This window comes from Clostridium sp. AM28-20LB (assembly GCF_003480665.1).
GTDB lineage: Bacteria > Bacillota > Clostridia > Lachnospirales > Lachnospiraceae > Otoolea > Otoolea fessa.
The window spans coordinates 876,324-894,494 of sequence record NZ_QUJN01000001.1 but is presented as its reverse complement, the minus strand read 5'-3'; the positions used below and the strand labels follow the sequence as shown (position 1 = coordinate 894,494).

The following is an 18,171-nucleotide window of genomic DNA, read 5'->3' as shown; positions in this document are numbered from 1 at the left end:
CTGCCTCGGGGTTCTTGTAGAGAATCAGGTAATTCAGTGCGGTAAATGTCAAAAAATTCGGTTCGGGTATTATTTTGATATATCATATAAGAAATTTGAATTAGAAGAAATTAGGGACTTATTTCACAGCCCCTTTGATATAAATTTGTACCTTGAAAATTTAACACGATATATAAAAACATTGGATTTTCTGGTAAAATATAGGTAAGATTTTGTGAGGTGAGCCATATGTCTTTTGTTAAAAATGATAATCAACAACTTACTCTTTTGGATAGCACTTTCAATCTTACAGAAGATAGAATTATAAGACTATGAAGCGAGGTAGTGGATATGGAGAAAGATCCGTTTAAGGAATATTTGAGGGAGTCTGAACCGAATAAAGCTTATAAAAGTTATGCTTGGAGTACAGCAATCGGACTTCAGGCGGTGGACGGACTCAAACCATCTAAATATCTGATTGATACCGCCATTCAGAATATTGAAGGCAAAATCACGATGAAAGAAGCACAAAGTCTTATTGATAGCTACTATGAAGAAAGACCAGTGCATTTGTCGGATGATGAGCGTACCGAAGAAGCAGATAAGGTTTCGTCCCGTATTGCTGAAATTCTTTCTGAAACAGCGTTCTCATTTTCTCCGAATGAGTATATCTCTATTCACCGCAAACTCTTTCAGGGCATTTATAAACACGCCGGAAAGATTAGAGATTACAACATTACAAAGAAAGAATGGGTTCTTGATGGGGCAACTGTTATGTACGGTAGTGCATCTGAATTGAGAGCCACACTTGAATATGATTTTTCGCAGGAGAAGGATTATAGTTATAAAGGACTTTCAATGGACGAGATTATCCATCATCTTGCGGTATTCATTTCAAGATTATGGCAAATTCATATCTTTGGGGAAGGCAACACGAGAACAACGGCAGTGTTCTTCATTAAATATTTAAGGACACTTGGGTTTTCTGCAACTAATGATATTTTTGCGGAAAATGCGTGGTATTTCCGAAATGCACTTGTTCGTGCAAACTATACGAACCTGCAAAAAGGTATTCATGAAACAACAGAGTATCTGGAAGCGTTTCTCAGAAATCTGCTTTTGAACGAGAAAAATGAGCTCCATAATCGAAATCTTCATATAAGTGGACTTTTGAATGAAGAAAAAGTGGACATTGGGGATACAAAAGTGGATATTGAAAATGAAAAAGTGGACATTCAAGATGAAAAAGTGGATATTGAAAGTGTACTTTCCGAAAAAGGCAGCGACTTCTCGGTGAAAACGACGGTTCATATCCATAAACTTTTTGAAAAGTGTGGCTCTGATGAGGTGTTTGGAAGAAGTGCAGTTATGGAACTTCTTGAGCTGAAAGGTTCAGGTGCTTCAAAACTTCTTTCCAATTTGGTGCAGGCAGATATTATTGAACCAGTATCCGGTCACGGAAAAGGAAAATATAAATTCAAGAAGTAGTTTAGATATTGTAGAATTTCCGCTCATCGAGTGGAAATTTTGCTTAATATGATAGAGATATTTTCCAGAAATCCGGATTTCATTATATTGGAAGATGATGCAGTTCTCACACCGCTTCTGATAGATGATGAAATATCTAGTTTGTCGGCAATCCTTTTAAATGAAGCGTATTATGAATTGCTAAAAACCGGACAAAAGATGGTTGATGGCATTCCGGTATTAAGTCCGACTTGCCTGATACCATTTAAGGCGAAAGCGTGGCAGGATTTAAAAGAATGCAAGTTAAATGGAGATCAGGTCGACAGCAAAAATATAAAGAAACATAAAAACGATGTGTTCCGATTAGCACTGTTAATCACAGCCAATGGGCTACACACTCAGCGCAAGAAGTATTGAGAATTTGCTGGCAGTCGGCTATAATGAGATCGAGAACATATGCGTGCAGAGGGGCGATGAATAGTCATCGACTGTGTGCATAAATATGATTAATTTTGGGGGTTTTATGGGAGCTGAAAGCAAAACGAGGATGACAGAGGGAAGTATCTCTAAGAAGATTATTTTATTTGCCATACCATTGTTTCTGGGGAATCTGTTTCAGCAGCTGTATAATACAGCGGATTCCCTGATTGTAGGTAATTATCTTGGCAGCAATGCGCTGGCAGCAGTCAGTTCGTCGGGAAACCTGATTTTCCTGATGGTAGGTTTTATTAACGGTATTGCCATGGGAGCCGGTGTAGTAATTGCCAGGTATTATGGGGCGAAAAACAAGGATTATCTCCAGAGAGCGATTCATACAACCACAGCCTTCGGTCTGGTGGCCGGAATCACACTGACGGCTGCGGGAATGTATCTGGCACCGAAGATTCTGGTACTGATGGGAACACCGGCAGATGTACTTCCAGAATCGATTGTATATTTTCAAACCTATTTTGCAGGTTCTCTGGGTGTAGTCATGTATAATATTTTCGTGGGAATCCTGCAGTCGGTGGGGGACGGCCGCCATCCGCTGATCTATCTGATTATTTCCTCCTGTGTGAATGTGGTGCTGGATATCTTCTTTATCGCAGGACTTGGCATGGGAGTGGGATCGGCAGCCCTGGCAACGGCTATATCCCAGTTTGTCAGCGCGATTCTCTGTATGGTGCATCTGATGCGGGTGAAGGAAGATTACCGGCTGGAGCTTAGGAAGATTCGTTTTGACAGACATATGCTGAGGCAGATTATTCAGAATGGTGTACCTTCCGGTTTCCAGAACTCAGTCATTGCCATAGCCAACGTGTTTGTACAGTCCAACATCAATGCATTCGGTAAAATGGCCATGGCAGGCTGCGGAGCTTATTCTAAGGTAGAAGGTTTTGCCTTCCTGCCGGTGACCTGCTTTACTATGGCGATAACTACCTTTGTGGGACAGAATCTTGGGGCAAAGCAGTATGACAGAGCAAAGAAAGGTGCGAAGTTCGGTATCCTCTGCTCCATCTCCATTGCAGAACTGATTGGTATCACCATATATACGGCGGCACCGGTGCTGATTGCAGCATTCAACCGTGATCCGGATGTGATACATTATGGGGTGATGCAGGCCAGAACCATTGCGTTGTTTTATTGTTTATTGGCATTTACTCACTGTATCGCGGCTGTACTCCGGGGTTCCGGCAATGCTGCCGTGCCCATGATCGTTCTGCTATGTGTATGGTGTCTGTTCCGTGTCAGCTACATCACACTGGCAGTGCGTCTGATTCCGGATATCCGGGTCATATTCTGGGCATACCCACTGACCTGGAGCATCAGCTCCGTGATTTTCCTGTTTTTGTTTTTAAGGGGAAATTGGGTGCATGGATTTGAGAAAAAAGTGACAGGGAGGTAACCATATTAATGAATTATGCAGAATGTTTAGAACTGGCAAGAGGAAAAATGGGAAATTACTGCAAGGCCTGTCCGGAATGCAACGGAAGAGCCTGCAAGAATCAGATGCCGGGTCCGGGAGCCAAAGGAATCGGAGATACGGCGATTCGGAATTATGACAAATGGAAGGAAATCCGTGTCCAGATGGATACACTGGTGGAGAAACGTCCCATCGATACCTCTCTTTCGTTGTTTGGAAAGAATTTTCAGTATCCTTTTTTTGCAGGTCCGGTGGGAGCCGTGAATATGCATTACGGCGATTCACTGAATGATGTTTCTTACAATGATATATTAGTTTCTTCCTGTGCAGAGTTTGGAATTGCTGCTTTTACAGGAGACGGAATGGACAGCAATGTGATGGTGGCAGCCACGGAAGCCATCAAAAAGGCAGGGGGACTGGGAATTCCTACAGTGAAGCCATGGAATGTGGAGATGATTCGTGAAAAGATGGCGCTTGTCAAGGATGCAGGTGCTTTCGCGGCTGCCATGGATATCGATGCGGCAGGCCTTCCATTTTTGAAAAATTTCAATCCGCCGGCCGGAAGTAAATCAGTGGAGGAGCTTCGTGAGATCGTGAAGGCAGCAGGAGTACCTTTTATTGTAAAGGGTATTATGACGGTAAAAGGCGCTTTGAAGGCTAAAGAGGCCGGTGCGGCAGCTATCGTGGTATCTAACCATGGAGGAAGAGTCCTGGATCAGTGCCCGGCAACTGCAGAGGTTCTGGAAGAAATAGCAACTGCAGTGGACGGTTCCATGAAAATCTTCGTGGATGGCGGAATCCGTTCCGGCACCGATGTATTTAAAGCATTGGCACTGGGGGCAGATGCGGTTATCATAGCCAGACCTTTCGTCACAGCTGTATATGGCGGAGGCCGAGAAGGAGTTGAAGCATATATCCAGAAGATTGGAAGTGAGCTTGCAGATACCATGGCTATGTGCGGCGTATCTTCCCTTTCTGAAATTACCCGTGACTGTGTGAGAGTGTAAAAAAGTAAACTATCAAATATAGCAAAAATTAGTAGAAAGGGTGAGTGATATGCGTTTTAATCGTGTATTTGTAATCGTACTGGATTCCCTTGGAATCGGTCCCATGGCGGATTCGGCCAGATTTGACGATGCCGGTGCTGACACACTGGGACACATCTCAGAAACAGTGGAACATCTGGATATTCCGAATCTGCAGAGATTGGGACTTGCCAATCTCAAGGCCCTTAAGCAGGTAAAGCCGGCAGAACATCCGGAAGGATATTTTATGGCGATGAATGAGGCGAGCAATGGTAAGGATACCATGACCGGTCATTGGGAGATGATGGGCATCCGGACGGATAAGCCATTTATCACATTTACAGAACATGGATTTCCCAAGGAACTGATTGACGAACTGGAAAAGCGCTGCGGCAGAAAGATAATCGGCAATAAGGCAGCCAGCGGAACGGAGATTTTGGAGGAGCTGGGTGAACAGGAAGTGAATGAAGGAAAACTGATTGTCTATACATCAGCGGATTCTGTGCTTCAGATCTGTGGCAATGAGGAAACCATGGGACTTGAGACCTTGTATCATTACTGTGAGATTGCCAGAGAACTGACTATGCGGGATGAGTGGAGAGTTGGCCGTGTTATCGCAAGACCCTATGTGGGCAAAAAGCGCGGCGAATTTAAGCGGACGAGCAACCGACATGACTATGCCTTGAAACCCACCGGACCGACGGCGCTGAATGCACTGAAGGATGCCGGATATGATGTGATTTCCGTTGGAAAGATTAACGATATCTTTGTGGGAGAAGGGATAACAGAAAGCAATCATTCCGACAGCAGTGTACATGGCATGCAGCAGACCATCGATATCGCAAAGCGGGATTTCAAGGGACTTTGCTTTACCAATCTGGTAGATTTTGATGCGTTATGGGGACATCGCAGAAATCCGGTGGGATATGGGGAAGAGATCGAAAAATTTGATAAAAAGCTGGGAGAGCTTCTGCCGCTGCTCCGTGAGGACGATCTGCTGATTCTGACGGCGGATCATGGAAATGATCCAACCTACAAGGGAACGGATCATACGAGAGAGCAGGTCCCGTTTATTGCGTATTCACCATCGGATACGGAAAGTGGGAAGCTTGATACCAGTGACACCTTTGCCGTTATCGGCGCGACCATTGCGGATAATTTCGGTGTCAGAATGCCGGAGGGGACCATCGGAACTTCTATTCTGGATCAGATAAAATAAATGACATTGGACTTGAAGTTAAAAACAGAAAGGCGGCGATTATATGGTTGATTATACAGAAGGAACGGGAAAACAGTACCACACAGGAATCGGCCCGGAGGATATCGGCGGATATGTCATCATGCCGGGGGACCCCAAGCGATGCAAGAAGATAGCAGAACATTTTGAGAATCCGGTGTTAGTTGCGGATAATCGTGAATATACCACATATACGGGAACCATCGATGGGGTAAAAGTCAGTGTGACGTCAACCGGCATCGGTGGTCCGTCAGCGGCTATCGCTATCGAGGAGTTATCCAAGTGCGGAGCCCATACTTTTCTGCGTGTGGGCACCTGTGGCGGTATGCAGGAGGATGTACTGGGCGGAGATATCGTAGTTGCAAGCGGAGCTATCCGCATGGAAGGAACCAGCAGAGAGTACGCTCCCATTGAGTACCCGGCTGTTCCCCATGTGGATGTTATGAATGCCATGATCCGTGCAGCGAAGAATCTGAAGTTCCGCTGTCATGCGGGCGTTGTACAGTCGAAGGATTCCTTCTTTGGACAGCATGAGCCGGAGGTGATGCCGGTCAGCTACGAGCTTGAAAATAAGTGGCAGGCGTGGCTTCGGATGGGATGCCTGGCATCGGAGATGGAGTCAGCAGCACTGTTTATCGCAGGCAGCTTCCTTCGGGTGCGTGTAGGTGCCTGCTTTCTGGTTCTGGCTAATCAGGAGCGGGCGAAAAAAGGCCTGTCCAATGAACAGGCCCATGATACAGAGGCAGCAATCCGGACAGCGGTGGAAGCCATCCGTATCTTGATTCAGGAGGATGCGAAGAATGAATAATGAGAGGATAGAAACACTCATCGAGGAAGCATTCGCAGCACGGAAAATGGCCTATACACCCTATTCTCATTTTCAGGTGGGGGCGGCTCTGCTGACTGAAAAAGGCGGGATTTACCGTGGCTGCAATATTGAAAATGCGGCCTATACACCGACAAACTGCGCGGAACGCACTGCCTTTTTTAAGGCAGTCAGTGAGGGTGAACGCAGCTTCACAGCGATTGCAGTTGTGGGAGGCCCGGAAGGAGCTTCGGAATTTGACTGGTGTGCGCCCTGTGGCGTGTGTCGTCAAGTGATGAAGGAATTCTGCCATGAGGATGCGTTTCAGATCATTCTGGCACGTTCGGTGAAGGAATATAAGGTCTATACACTGGCGGAGCTTCTACCGATGGGATTCGGACCGGATAATTTGCAGTAGGAATGCCGATTGCCTCATAAAGCTGGTATGCAGGTGTCAAAGACCCGCGCACTGTAATCTTACAGTTTCATTAATATAACTTAATATATTGGAACACCTTTTGACATTGCAAAAAAAACAGGGTACACTGTATGACAGGCGGGGATGGATTCACCATTTCCGCCTGTATTCAGAAGAAAAAGCGGACGCAGGTCCGATGAAAAATAGAAAAAGTGTGGGGAGTTTGGACGGATGGCTCAGAAAGAGTGGAAACGGGAAGAAATGAAACAGAATCAGGGAAGAACAGAGCAGAACCAGAGAAAAAAGGTTCAGAAAAAGAAAGGGTATAGGGCAGTGCTGGCGGCTTCGATGTTTTTGATTGCTGCTTCGGCAGCCCTGTCAGCGTGCAAAAAATCACCGGCGGCTGAGACAACAGCGCAGACACCGGCGGCAGAGGAAACGGAGGGCGCGGTCAGCACGGCGCTCGGAGCAGCGGATCGGGTGCTGGAGGAGAATGGCATGCTGTACCTCAAATACCGCACGGAGATCCGTTCCCTTTCGAAGGAGACAGGCGAGATGAAGACGCTCTGCCAGTTTGACACAGGAGATGAAAACAGCACCTTCTGGGTCTACGGAGGCGGGCTGTATTTTGACCGGATACAGGCGGAGAGTGGCAGCACACAGGGCACGGAGCTTTATGGGCTGTACCGGCTGGATTTGGAGAGCGGTGTGGAAGAGCATTTAGCGGATCTGACGGATCAGCCGTCGGTGCTCTATGCGTCAAAGAACCGCCTGTATGTCAAGGGTTACAACATGAATGTCATTTATACGCTCGATGAGAATGGCAAAACAGCGGGAGAGCTGTCACCGTCAGACACGGTCTACGGGGAGATTCCGGCAGGCTGCAGCGAGCTGTTTAATGGGATTCTTCCATATTATACGGAACAGTTTGGGTATATGCCGGTGCAGAATGAAACCTGCCTGGTGATTGCGGATGCGGACGGCAGCCATCCGAGGGAGATTTCGGATATTACGAATACATCGTCGGTGCTGTTTGCGAAGGACGCATTCTTTGCCCTGCTTCGGGATGGCAATGGAAATACGCAGTGTTACCGCTATGAGGTCTCCGACCCGGAGAAACGGACGCTTTTATATGAGACGGCGGAAAATATCAGCCTGGTGCAGTATCAGGACGGATATTTGTATCTGATGGAAAATCAGGCATCCCAGACCAGCACGGGAGAGTTTTTGTTTAAGCGGATTGCGGCGGATGCGGAGGCAGATGCAGCGGCAAATGCCGCCGAGGCGCAGAATGCGCTTTTTACGGTCGAGGAAGAGCCGGGCATGACGAATGATTTTTCTATGTATGGTAATTTTTATGTGACAGGAAATCAGGCATACTGCCAGCAGTTTAAGGATTACGGCGTTTATCTGGGCGAAAAAACGCTGGATGATGCGGCAGGTGGGGAAGTGACGTTGTTAGAGCCGGTTCTGTTCCAGTCTCCGATCCGGGAGCTGGGGCATGTCGAGGCGCAGTCGGAGACGTTAAAGAGTGCGGATGGAAGCCGGGAGCTGGGAAGTGTGTACGCAGAGCGGCTGGTATTTGACGGCGAGGGCGATGCGGTCGAGGCGATGAACCAGACGATGCAGGAGCTGCAGGCATCGGTTCTGTCGGCGGCGCGGACGGATTCCATGAATCTGGACACGGAGATGAGCATAGATACGGCGGAATCGGACGGATCGGAGGAAGAGACACTTCCGCAGGAGGCGGATGCAGCGCAGCCGGTCTATTCGATGGCGCTTACGATCGACGGAGATGACGCGATTACGTATCTGGATGATCATTATGTCTGCGTCCGTGCGGATGGATATGAATATACGGGCGGCGCACACGGAACGCCGTTCCGCCAGTATTTTGTCTTTGACCGGGAAACGGGGGCACGCCTGTCTTTGAGCGATGTGGTTGAGAATCCGGTGGAGGAGCTGCAGGCGAAGGTTGGTGCGGCATTCCGGGAGCTGGCGGAAAAGACAAATTTTGCCTTTGAATCACCGGAGGATCTGGAACATACGGTGGCAGACGGCATCAGCTACGAATCGCCGTTTTATCTGAGCGAGACGGGCGTGGTTTTCTATTATGCGCCGTATGAGATTGCATCGTATGCGGAAGGATTCCCGGAGGTAACAATTCCGTACAGCGAGTTGGAAATGCGGATTGCGCTTAGCAAGTAGGAATTTTCTGAACTGCAACAAATGCGGATTGCCCTTAAGTAGAGAGCTTGAAGTTGAGAAAAAAATCGCTTATAATACTCCATAGAAAAATAGTGTCGAACGAATCTGAAAGAATGGCACAGGATGAGGAGGAAGCAGCATGAAGACAGTTGTTAAGGAAAATGCGAACGGCGGCAAAGGACAGGTAGTTGTAAAATACATTCTGGATGACAATGAGTTAAATGCAAAATGTAAGATGTTTGCCGAGGTAACGATCGCACCGGGATGTTCTCTGGGCTATCATGAGCACCACGGCGAGAGCGAGACGTATTATATCATCAAGGGACAGGGCGAGTACGATGATAATGGAACGAAACGTCCGGTTACCGTCGGCGATAAGACCTTCACGCCGGATGGCTGTGGTCATGGCATTGCCAATACCGGAGATGAAGATCTGGTCTTTATGGCATTGATCCAGCTGGATTAAGAGTGAAGAACAAAACAGAAAAAGGTAACTGTTCACAGTAACCAAAAAAGGCGCTGGCATGGGAAGTGGTTCGATGTGTCGGCGCTTTTTGCCATATATGTCCGGAAAATGTCTATATGTTTAAGCGGAAAAAATTGGAAATCAAAAAAACAGTGGATCAGAGAAAGAAAAAGGAGGTGTGCCTGCGTGAAACTATTTCATCTTTCTGATCTGCATATCGGGAAAATGTTAAATGGCTATAGCCTGCGCGAGAGCCAGAAGAATGCGTTTTTGCAGATACTTAAATATGCGGAGGAAGAGAAGCCGGATGCGATTCTGATATGCGGGGATATTTATGATAAATCGGTCCCGGCGGGGGAAGCGTATACGCTTTTTGACTGGTTTCTGACCGAGCTATCCGGGCGCTGTCCGGGAACGGAGATCCTGATCATTGCGGGAAATCACGATTCACCGGAGCGGCTGGCGTATGGCGCATCGTTTCTGGCACGCCACCGGATCCATATCGCGGCGCTGCCGCCGGCAGATCGGACGGAGTATTTAAAGCAGGTCACACTTACAGATGAGTGGGGACCGGTTCATTTTTATCTGGTACCGTTTATCCGTCCGGGTCATGTGCGCCATTTGTTTGACACCAATGGTTATACCGATGCATTCCAGAAACTCCTGGTGCGGGAGACGATCCGGAAGCAGGAGCGCAATGTGGTTCTGGCGCACCAGTTTTTTGTCTGGAACGGTCAGAATCCGGAAACCTGCGATTCAGAGACGGCGGTACTGACCTCCGGAGGATTGGATGCGATCGATGCGTCGGTGCTGGAACCGTTTGAATATGCGGCGTTAGGGCATATCCACGGGGCACAGAAGGTAGGGCAGGAGCGGTTTTGCTATTGTGGGACGCCGTACAAATATTCGATCAGTGAAGAACACCATCAGAAGGGGATCACGGTGGTGGAACTGGGAGAAAAAGGAAGTGAGCCGCAGATCCGCCGTCTGCCGATTCTCTGCCATCCCGATGTAAAGCGCGTGCGGGGGACACTGGAAGAACTCAAGCTGCTTTCAGATACGATGGAAAAGATGCCGGATGGAAGCGGACGCGCGGACGCGTATGTGAGCGTGGTCCTGACGGACGAAAAAGAAATGTACGATTTCCGGGAACGCCTGGAGGAGTTATTTGCGCATATTTTGGAGATTCGGGTGGACAATGAGAGGACGCGGAAACGACTGGAGGAAGAACCGGAGGAAACAGGGGCGGTGACGCCGTTTCAGGCATTTGCCTCTTTTTATGAGGCGGTGCGCCACTGCCCGATGACGGAGGAACAGGAGACGATTCTGGCGCGCATGGTGGAAGAGGCAGAGGAGGAGGAACGCGTATGAAACCGAAGCTGCTTACAATGTCGGCGTTTGGCTCTTATGGGGGCGTGACGCAGATTGATTTCGAACGGGCGGGGACGGGATTGTTCCTGATCACGGGCGATACGGGGGCAGGCAAAACGACGATCTTTGACGCGATCTCGTTTGCGCTCTACGGGGCGGCGAGCGGCGCCGGGAGAGAAGGCGCGATGCTTCGCAGCCAGTATGCACCGGAGGACGCGGAGACCTGGGTGGAACTGACGTTTGAGGATAAGGGGCAGGATTATACGATCCGCCGCAGTCCGGCATACACGCGCCTCAGTAAGCGGAAAAATAAGGACGGCGCATACACGGCGACGAGTGTGGCGCCGAAAGCGTCTCTGCTTTTGCCGGATGGAAGTGAGATGTCCGGTCGGATCCGTGAGATCGATGAGAAGATCCGGGCGATCGTGGGCGTGGACCGCGATCAGTTTTCGCAGATCACGATGATCGCGCAGGGCGAATATATCCGTCTGCTCCATGCATCCTCCAAAGAAAGAAAAGAGATATTTTCGCGCATTTTCCATACCGGGATCTACGGTAGAATCCAGCAGAAGCTGCGGGAGGCAGATCGGACGCTGTATGGAAGGCTGGAGGATAACAAGACCCGGTGCGAGGAAGTCATCCGGCAGGTGACGGTTCCCAGGACGGAGGAGGCGGCAGCTTTGGAGTGGGAAGAAAGATGGCAGTCTTTGAAAGAGCGGTACCGGACAAATGGAGCGGAACTGCTTGTATTTCTGCATCAGTTGTCGGAGGAAAGCCGGAGGCTCGAGGAAGAGACGGGGAGACTGGAAGAGAATGCAATCCAGAAGCTTGCCGCCGGACAGAACCATCTGGAGCTTGTGAAAAAGGAAAAACGGGTACTGGAAGAAAAGAGCCGTTTGGAAGCATTTGGACGGGAGATGGAGGCTAGGCGCCGGGAAGCTGCCGCAGCCTATGAGAGCCGGAAACCGGAGCTGGAGGATCAGATCCGGCGGATGCAGGATGCGCTTCCGCTCTATGCGGAGCAGGAGAAAAAACGGCAGGCATATGAAACTTTGGAACATCAGCGGACGGCTCTGACCCAAAACCTGAAAAAAATGCAGAATCAGCTGGAAACGTGCCGTACACAGGAAGAAATACTTCGAAACCAGGAGCGGGAGGCGGTAGAGGCGCGCGCTGCCCTGGCAGAATGCCGGGGACGGCGGGAGCAGATGGAACGGCGCCAGGCGGTTTTGCAGGAGTTAGGGAAATGCTGTGAAGCGGAGCGGACATGGAGAAAGTCACTGGAAAAACGCCAGGAAAAATTTCAGGCAGCCGCGCGGGCGTACCAGCAGTCAGATCAGTTGTATCAGGACGCGTCCTGCCGCTTTCTGGCGATGCAGGCGGGACTTCTGGCGGCAGAGCTGCAGGAAGGAAAACCGTGCCCGGTCTGCGGCTCGCTGGAACACCCGGCTCCCTGCCGTCTGGAGACAGAGCCGATCCGGGAGGAACAGGTGGAAGCGCTGCGTGCCGGGCGGGATGATGCCGATCAGAAGCAGAGGACAGCCGCTGAGGCGTGCCAGGAGGCGCAGATCTCGCTGGAACATGAGAGCAGACGGCGGATAGAGATCCAGGGGAAACTGTACGGCCAAAATCAGGACAGCCCGGCAGCCCAGCCGGATGCGGATGCTCTGGAGAAGGAGCTACGGCAGATGGCACAGGAAATCCGGCGATGCAGGCAGGCGGAAATCACTTATACTGACCGGATTGCCATGGAAGAAACGATCCGGCAGAAACGGGAGGCGAACGGAGCCGGACAGAAGAAGCTGGAAGCTGCGCTGGAGCTTAAAAGAAGTGAGGTGCAGCAGGCGGCGATCGAGAGCCAGACGAGACGTAATGAGCTGGAGGAACTCTCGAAGCGGCTGGAGTGGAAAGACAGCCGGACACTCCGGGTGGAGCTTGAGAAGCGCAGCCGGGAGCTGGAAACACTTGCAGAGGCGGTGACAGCGGCTGATAAGAAAGCACAGGAGTGCCGGGAAAAATGCCGGGAGCTGGAGGGAAGCTTATCTTCGCTCCGGGAACATATGGAAGCAGATTCGGAAACAGATCCGGAAGAAAAAATCCAGCAGGCGATCCGGCACTGGGAAGAGGAAAAAACGCGCTGGTCGCGGCTTCACCGGGAACATATGTCGGTGCGGACGCGCAACGAGGATGCATATGCGGCACTTCGGGTGTATCTGCAGGAACGGGAGCAGCTTGACCGGGAAAAACAGCAGATCAGCGAGCTTTACCAGACGGCGGACGGAAAACTGAGCGGCGCGGCGCGGATCGATTTCCAGACGTATGTACAGCGCCAGTATTTCCGCCAGATGATACAGGCAGCTAACCGCCGCCTGCGCCGGATGACGAAAGGAACCTTTGAACTTCAATGCCGCGGTCTGGCTGATCTGGGAAAACAGGGAGAAGTGGGACTTGACCTGGATGTTTACAGCTTTGTGACTGACCGGGTCCGGGACGTCAAAACGCTGTCCGGTGGAGAATCCTTTCTGGCGGCGCTTGCGATGGCGCTCGGCATGGCGGATGTCATCCAGAATGCGGCAGGCAGCGTGAAGGTGGATGCGATGTTCATTGATGAGGGATTTGGTTCCCTGGATGAGGAATCACGAACGCGGGCGGTTCAGGTGCTGCAGGAGCTGTCCGGAGGAAGACGCCTGATCGGCATCATTTCCCACGTGACGGAGCTGAAAGAGGAGATGGGACACAAGCTGGTGGTAAAAAAGGGAAATGGTGGAAGCCAGGTGCATTGGGAGATAGAAGATTAGTAGGACGGCGCAGAGCCGTTGTGTGACGAAAGAAAAGAGGCTATTTACATATGACAATCGTAATTCCAGGGATGGTGACGATATCGATTTTATCTCTGTTTTACTGCAGTATGCTGCCGGAGACGGGGCGGAAGGCGAGAATGCAGGCATTTGAGCGGCAATACATCGCCCACCGGGGATTTCATGACAACCGGAGTGAATGTCCGGAAAATTCGCTCCCGGCGTTTGAGAGCGCGATCCAGATGGGATATGGGATCGAGCTGGATGTACAGCTGACAAAAGATGGGGTTCCGGTCGTATTTCACGACTGGGATCTGAAGCGGGCGGCGGGCGTTGACCGGAAGATACGCGACTGTACCTTTGAAGAGCTGCAAAGCTATCGTTTGTTTGGTTCATCCCAGACGATACCAGCCTTTGAGACAGTGCTTGAACTGGCGGATGGACGCACACCGCTTATCATCGAGCTGAAAGCGGAGATTGTCCATCGGGAGCTGTGCGAGAAATGTGCGGCGCTTTTAGACCGTTATCCGGGTGAGTACTGCATCGAATCGTTCAGTCCGCTGGCACTCGGCTGGTTTAAGCGCCATCGTCCAAATGTTTTGCGCGGACAGCTTGCGACCAATCACCGCGGCGAGGGATTGAAAACGCCGGTCATTGTGCGGGAGATGCTTACATACTGTATGCTGAACGGATTTTGCAGACCGGATTTCATTGCGTACAACTGCCAGTTCAGCAACACGCTTCCGGTGGAAATGCTGCGTTATTTCTACAAATGTAAGATGGCGGCATGGACGATTAAAAACCAGGGCGAATTAAACCGGCACCGGAAACAGTTTGATGTTTTTATTTTTGACAGTTTCGAGCCGGATCAATTCGTAAATTTCAACAAAAAACATCCTAAAAGATAGTGAGAAAGTCCTAAATTATGCTGGAAAAGTTGATTTTCTATGAAAATCTGCTATAATGGCTAGGACAATTTAATAATGAGAGATTATTACGAATTCGAGAGGACAAAGATATGAAAAAGAAACAGCTTCTTTCAGGCGTAATGGCACTTTTGTTATCTGCTTCACTCTGTGCATGCGGAGGCAGCAAGACAGCAGAAGGTACCTCAGAAGCAGCTGGCGAGTCCAGCGAAGCAGAGACCAGTAATACTCTTTCAGAAGGAACACCAGTACCAGGCGGCAGCGTTGTGTATGGCATGACGCAGGACCTGGCTAGTCTTGACCCCCATGTAGATACGGACGCAGGAACTAGAGACGTGGTTTTCAATTTGTACGAAGGGCTTGTAAAGCCTACTTCCGATGGCGGATTTATTCCGGCTGTTGCCAGCGATTACACCATTTCCGATGATGCAAAGACTTATACTTTCACATTGAGAGATGGCATCACATTCCATGACGGCACACCGGTTACCATCGAAGATGTCAAATATTCCATCGATCGTTATGCGGAGATTCAGGGCGAATCCTCCGCTTTTTCTTCGCTTGTAGATAGTGTAGAGGTGCAGGATGACAAGACACTGGTTGTAAACCTGAAAGAAAGTTATTCAGAGTTTCTTCCGATGATGACAATTGCCATCATTCCGCAGTCCAACGAGGACCCGGCAGGCAATCCGATCGGTACCGGTCCATTCAAATATGTTTCCTACACACCGGGACAGAACCTGGAGCTGGAAAAATATGACGGCTACTGGCAGGAGGGCGTTCCGAGCCTGGACAGCGTGGAATTTAAATTTATTGCCGATGTGGACACCGCATTTGTAGAGTTGCAGGCAGGCACCATCGACATTCTGAAATATTTAACCGCCGCACAGGCGGAGACACTGGGCGATGAAGATTACAACATCGTACAGGGAAGCATGAACCTCGTCCATGCGATGTACTTAAACAGCGCTTACGAGCCGCTTTCCAAGCCAGAGGTGCGTCAGGCACTCTGCTATGCGGTAGACCGCGATGCGATCAACAACTTTATTTTCGGCGGAAAGAGCCACATCATCGGCTCCCATATGATCCCGGCAATGTCGAAATACTATGAGCCGGAAGCAGAGACCGTATACAGCTACGATCCGGAGAAGGCAAAAGAGCTTCTGGCAGATGCCGGATACGCAGATGGCTTTGATCTGGAAATCACCGTTCCGAGCTCATACAGCCAGCACGTAGACAGCGCGCAGATCATCGCGGATGAGCTGTCTCAGGTCGGCATCAACGTGACCTTAAATCAGGTTGAGTGGAGCACCTGGCTGCAGGATGTATACAAGGGAGGCAACTTCCAGGCGACCGTCATCGGTTTTGACGGAACGCTGGCACCGAGCGACTGGCTCAAGAAATATGTGACAGACGATGCGAAGAACTTCATGCATTACTCCAACACTGAGTACGACGATGTATTTAATACAGCATACACAACCGTTGATGACGATGTAAAAGTAGAAAACTACAAGAAGGCGCAGATGATCCTGGCAGAGGATGCGGCAGCCGTTTACATCGAAGATCCGGCGAACCTCGTAGCAGTCAGCAAGAAGTTTGGCGGCTACACCTTCTACCCGACGGCAGCAGAGGATATGTCCCTGTTATATCAGGTAGAGCAGTAAAATGTACAGTTACAATCCAGCAAATTCCTGTTGCTACCACGTTTTCTTACGGCACTTTCGGTTCCAGAAGTGCCTGCCCGTGAACAGTAACCAGGAAATAACAACAGAATAAGAAGCGGTAAACGCAGGAGGGAATTATGAAATTCTTTATAAAAAAACTGATAACTCTCATTATCACATTGTTGGTCATATCCTTCCTGACGTTTACCGCTTTTTCTGTGATTCCGGGCGATGCGGCACTTTCCAGGCTGGGAAAGGACGCGACGGAAGAGCAGTTAGAGCGGGCGCGGGATGAGATGGGATTAAATGATCCACTTCTGGAGCGGTATGGAAGATGGGTGACCGATGCGATGCAGGGGGATTTCGGGGAGTCCTACCGGTATGAGGGAACCTCAGTCCGCTCCCTTCTGGCACAGCGGCTTCCGGTCACGGTGCTTCTGGCAGTCATTTCCCTGCTCATCATCACGGTGATTTCAGTTCCGCTCGGAATCCTGAGTGCCCGGTTTGCCGGGAAATGGGTCGATACGCTGACGAACTGCCTGACGCAGATTCTGATGGCGGTGCCGTCATTCTTTCTCGGCATGATCCTGACCTACGTGTTTGGACTGATTCTTCATATGTTCCAGCCGGGTAAATTTATCGAACCGTCGGAAAATTTCGGAAAGTCTGCACAGTACCTTTTATTTCCGGCGCTCGCGGTGGCGCTGCCGAAGATTGCGATGGTGGTGAAATTCCTGCGAAGCTCGATTCTGACCGAGATGAACCGGGAATATGTGCGGACTGCCTACAGCCGCGGCAATACGGAAACGGCGGTATTGTACGGGCATGTGCTGAAAAATGCGATGATTCCGGTTGTGACGTTCTTTGCGATGGTAATCGCGGAGATCCTTGCCGGCAGCATCGTGGCGGAGCAGGTGTTCAGCGTGCCGGGAATCGGAAGACTTCTGATCAGCTCGATCTCCAACCGCGATTATCCGGTTGTGCAGGCGATCGTGCTGTATATCACATCGGTGGTCGTACTTATCAATTTTGCGGTTGATATGATTTATCAGGTTTTGGATCCGAGAGTCCGGACGACGGAAGAATAGAGGGAAGACGAATGAAACGAAAGAATTATAATCTGATGATAGGGGGCGCGATCACGCTGTTCTTTCTGGCAGTTGCCCTGATCGGACAGTTCTGGACGCCGTATGGGACGACGACGATGGACTCCATGGCAGTCAATCTGGCGCCGTGTGCAGCACACCCGCTGGGAACGGATAACTTCGGGCGCGATATTTTGAGCCGTGTGATGGCGGGAAGCGGCAGCACCTTTTTTGTGGCAGTCTGCACGGTTCTGATCGGGTGTGTGTTTGGCACGATCGTCGGTGCGCTGACCGGCTATTTCGGCGGCTTTTTCGATAACCTGATCATGCGTTTCAATGATATCCTTTTATCGTTTCCGAGCATTCTTCTGGCGCTTATCTTCATCAGCCTGACGAAGCCGGGAAGCTACAACATCATTCTGGCGCTGGGAATCCTTTTTATCCCGAGTTTTGCCCGGATCGTCCGCAGTGAGGTGATACGGTGCCGGGAACTGGATTTTGTCAAGAGTGCGCGGATCCTTGGCGCAGGGCATATCCGGATTATTTTCGCCCATATTCTGCCGAATGCGGCGGTCAGCCTTTTGACGGCGGCGGCGATCGGATTTAACAATGCGGTGCTGGCTGAGGCGAGTATGAGTTATCTGGGACTGGGAATCCAGCCGCCGGAGCCGAGTCTCGGGAGAATGCTTTACGAAGCGCAGTCGTACCTGTTCAATGCGCCGTGGTACGCGATCGGACCGGGCGTGACGATCATCCTGATTATTCTGGGATTCAGCATGGTGAGCGAGGGACTGCGCTCGATGCAGCAGTAAGGAG

At 50.2% G+C, this 18,171-nt stretch carries 15 protein-coding genes; all 15 read left to right on the top strand.

What is annotated here, in order from left to right; all coding sequences use genetic code 11:
• The first annotated feature begins 330 nt into the window (after positions 1 to 330).
• Entirely contained in the window at positions 331 to 1,467 is a 1,137-nt protein-coding gene (locus tag DW739_RS03950; protein WP_118742661.1) for a Fic family protein, read from the top strand.
• Between the two features lie 48 nt (positions 1,468 to 1,515).
• On the top strand, positions 1,516 to 1,863 hold the full coding sequence (locus DW739_RS03945; RefSeq protein WP_118742660.1) for a hypothetical protein: 348 nt from the start codon (positions 1,516 to 1,518) through the stop codon (positions 1,861 to 1,863).
• A gap of 106 nt (positions 1,864 to 1,969) precedes the next feature.
• Positions 1,970 to 3,331 carry an MATE family efflux transporter gene (locus tag DW739_RS03940; RefSeq protein WP_118742659.1) on the top strand — a complete coding sequence of 454 codons (1,362 nt, stop codon included), beginning with the start codon at positions 1,970 to 1,972 and terminating at the stop codon, positions 3,329 to 3,331.
• Positions 3,332 to 3,339: 8 nt separating this feature from the next.
• On the top strand, positions 3,340 to 4,356 hold the full coding sequence (locus tag DW739_RS03935; RefSeq protein ID WP_118742658.1) for an alpha-hydroxy-acid oxidizing protein: 1,017 nt from the start codon (positions 3,340 to 3,342) through the stop codon (positions 4,354 to 4,356).
• A gap of 49 nt (positions 4,357 to 4,405) precedes the next feature.
• Positions 4,406 to 5,593 (top strand): phosphopentomutase, encoded by a 1,188-nt coding sequence (locus DW739_RS03930; protein WP_022359926.1) that lies wholly within the window; start codon positions 4,406 to 4,408, stop codon positions 5,591 to 5,593.
• Positions 5,594 to 5,636: 43 nt separating this feature from the next.
• Positions 5,637 to 6,419, top strand: a complete 783-nt coding sequence (gene udp, locus DW739_RS03925) for a uridine phosphorylase (RefSeq protein WP_022359925.1) — start codon at positions 5,637 to 5,639, stop codon at positions 6,417 to 6,419.
• Positions 6,412 to 6,834: a cytidine deaminase gene (gene cdd / locus DW739_RS03920; protein WP_118293287.1), complete on the top strand. Its 423-nt coding sequence runs from the start codon at positions 6,412 to 6,414 to the stop codon at positions 6,832 to 6,834. The genes udp and cdd overlap by 8 nt, the downstream gene beginning before the upstream one ends.
• Before the next feature lie 231 nt (positions 6,835 to 7,065).
• Positions 7,066 to 9,042, top strand: coding sequence for an RsiV family protein (locus DW739_RS03915; protein ID WP_118742657.1), 1,977 nt, complete (start codon positions 7,066 to 7,068; stop codon positions 9,040 to 9,042).
• A 139-nt stretch (positions 9,043 to 9,181) separates the two neighbouring features.
• The gene (locus DW739_RS03910) at positions 9,182 to 9,508 is read left to right on the top strand and encodes a cupin domain-containing protein (protein WP_107000176.1); all 327 of its coding nucleotides are present in this window, start codon (positions 9,182 to 9,184) and stop codon (positions 9,506 to 9,508) included.
• A 186-nt stretch (positions 9,509 to 9,694) separates the two neighbouring features.
• Positions 9,695 to 10,879 carry an exonuclease SbcCD subunit D gene (locus DW739_RS03905; RefSeq protein ID WP_118742656.1) on the top strand — a complete coding sequence of 395 codons (1,185 nt, stop codon included), beginning with the start codon at positions 9,695 to 9,697 and terminating at the stop codon, positions 10,877 to 10,879.
• Positions 10,876 to 13,677 (top strand): SMC family ATPase, encoded by a 2,802-nt coding sequence (locus tag DW739_RS03900; RefSeq protein ID WP_118293284.1) that lies wholly within the window; start codon positions 10,876 to 10,878, stop codon positions 13,675 to 13,677. The genes DW739_RS03905 and DW739_RS03900 overlap by 4 nt, the downstream gene beginning before the upstream one ends.
• A gap of 50 nt (positions 13,678 to 13,727) precedes the next feature.
• Positions 13,728 to 14,585 carry a glycerophosphodiester phosphodiesterase family protein gene (locus DW739_RS03895; protein WP_118742655.1) on the top strand — a complete coding sequence of 286 codons (858 nt, stop codon included), beginning with the start codon at positions 13,728 to 13,730 and terminating at the stop codon, positions 14,583 to 14,585.
• 110 nt (positions 14,586 to 14,695) lie between these two features.
• A complete protein-coding gene (locus DW739_RS03890) occupies positions 14,696 to 16,270 on the top strand; it encodes an ABC transporter substrate-binding protein (RefSeq protein WP_118742654.1) in 1,575 nt (524 codons plus the stop codon).
• A gap of 137 nt (positions 16,271 to 16,407) precedes the next feature.
• Complete coding sequence (locus DW739_RS03885) at positions 16,408 to 17,358, top strand: ABC transporter permease (protein WP_118742653.1); 951 nt, start codon at positions 16,408 to 16,410, stop codon at positions 17,356 to 17,358.
• Positions 17,359 to 17,369: 11 nt separating this feature from the next.
• Positions 17,370 to 18,167, top strand: a complete 798-nt coding sequence (locus tag DW739_RS03880) for an ABC transporter permease (protein ID WP_107000170.1) — start codon at positions 17,370 to 17,372, stop codon at positions 18,165 to 18,167.
• Positions 18,168 to 18,171: the final 4 nt, after the last annotated feature.

Bases quoted from the DNA above. Each gene is read 5' to 3' on its own strand.
- DW739_RS03895 (WP_118742655.1), top strand. From the start codon at position 13,728: ATGACAATCGTAATTCCAGGGATGGTGACGATATCGATTTTATCTCTG.
- DW739_RS03890 (WP_118742654.1), top strand. From the start codon at position 14,696: ATGAAAAAGAAACAGCTTCTTTCAGGCGTAATGGCACTTTTGTTATCT.
- DW739_RS03880 (WP_107000170.1), top strand. From the start codon at position 17,370: ATGAAACGAAAGAATTATAATCTGATGATAGGGGGCGCGATCACGCTG.
- DW739_RS03915 (WP_118742657.1), top strand. From the start codon at position 7,066: ATGGCTCAGAAAGAGTGGAAACGGGAAGAAATGAAACAGAATCAGGGA.
- DW739_RS03940 (WP_118742659.1), top strand. From the start codon at position 1,970: ATGGGAGCTGAAAGCAAAACGAGGATGACAGAGGGAAGTATCTCTAAG.
- DW739_RS03900 (WP_118293284.1), top strand. From the start codon at position 10,876: ATGAAACCGAAGCTGCTTACAATGTCGGCGTTTGGCTCTTATGGGGGC.
- DW739_RS03935 (WP_118742658.1), top strand. From the start codon at position 3,340: ATGAATTATGCAGAATGTTTAGAACTGGCAAGAGGAAAAATGGGAAAT.
- DW739_RS03945 (WP_118742660.1), top strand. From the start codon at position 1,516: ATGATAGAGATATTTTCCAGAAATCCGGATTTCATTATATTGGAAGAT.
- DW739_RS03885 (WP_118742653.1), top strand. From the start codon at position 16,408: ATGAAATTCTTTATAAAAAAACTGATAACTCTCATTATCACATTGTTG.
- cdd (WP_118293287.1), top strand. From the start codon at position 6,412: ATGAATAATGAGAGGATAGAAACACTCATCGAGGAAGCATTCGCAGCA.
- udp (WP_022359925.1), top strand. From the start codon at position 5,637: ATGGTTGATTATACAGAAGGAACGGGAAAACAGTACCACACAGGAATC.
- DW739_RS03930 (WP_022359926.1), top strand. From the start codon at position 4,406: ATGCGTTTTAATCGTGTATTTGTAATCGTACTGGATTCCCTTGGAATC.
- DW739_RS03950 (WP_118742661.1), top strand. From the start codon at position 331: ATGGAGAAAGATCCGTTTAAGGAATATTTGAGGGAGTCTGAACCGAAT.
- DW739_RS03910 (WP_107000176.1), top strand. From the start codon at position 9,182: ATGAAGACAGTTGTTAAGGAAAATGCGAACGGCGGCAAAGGACAGGTA.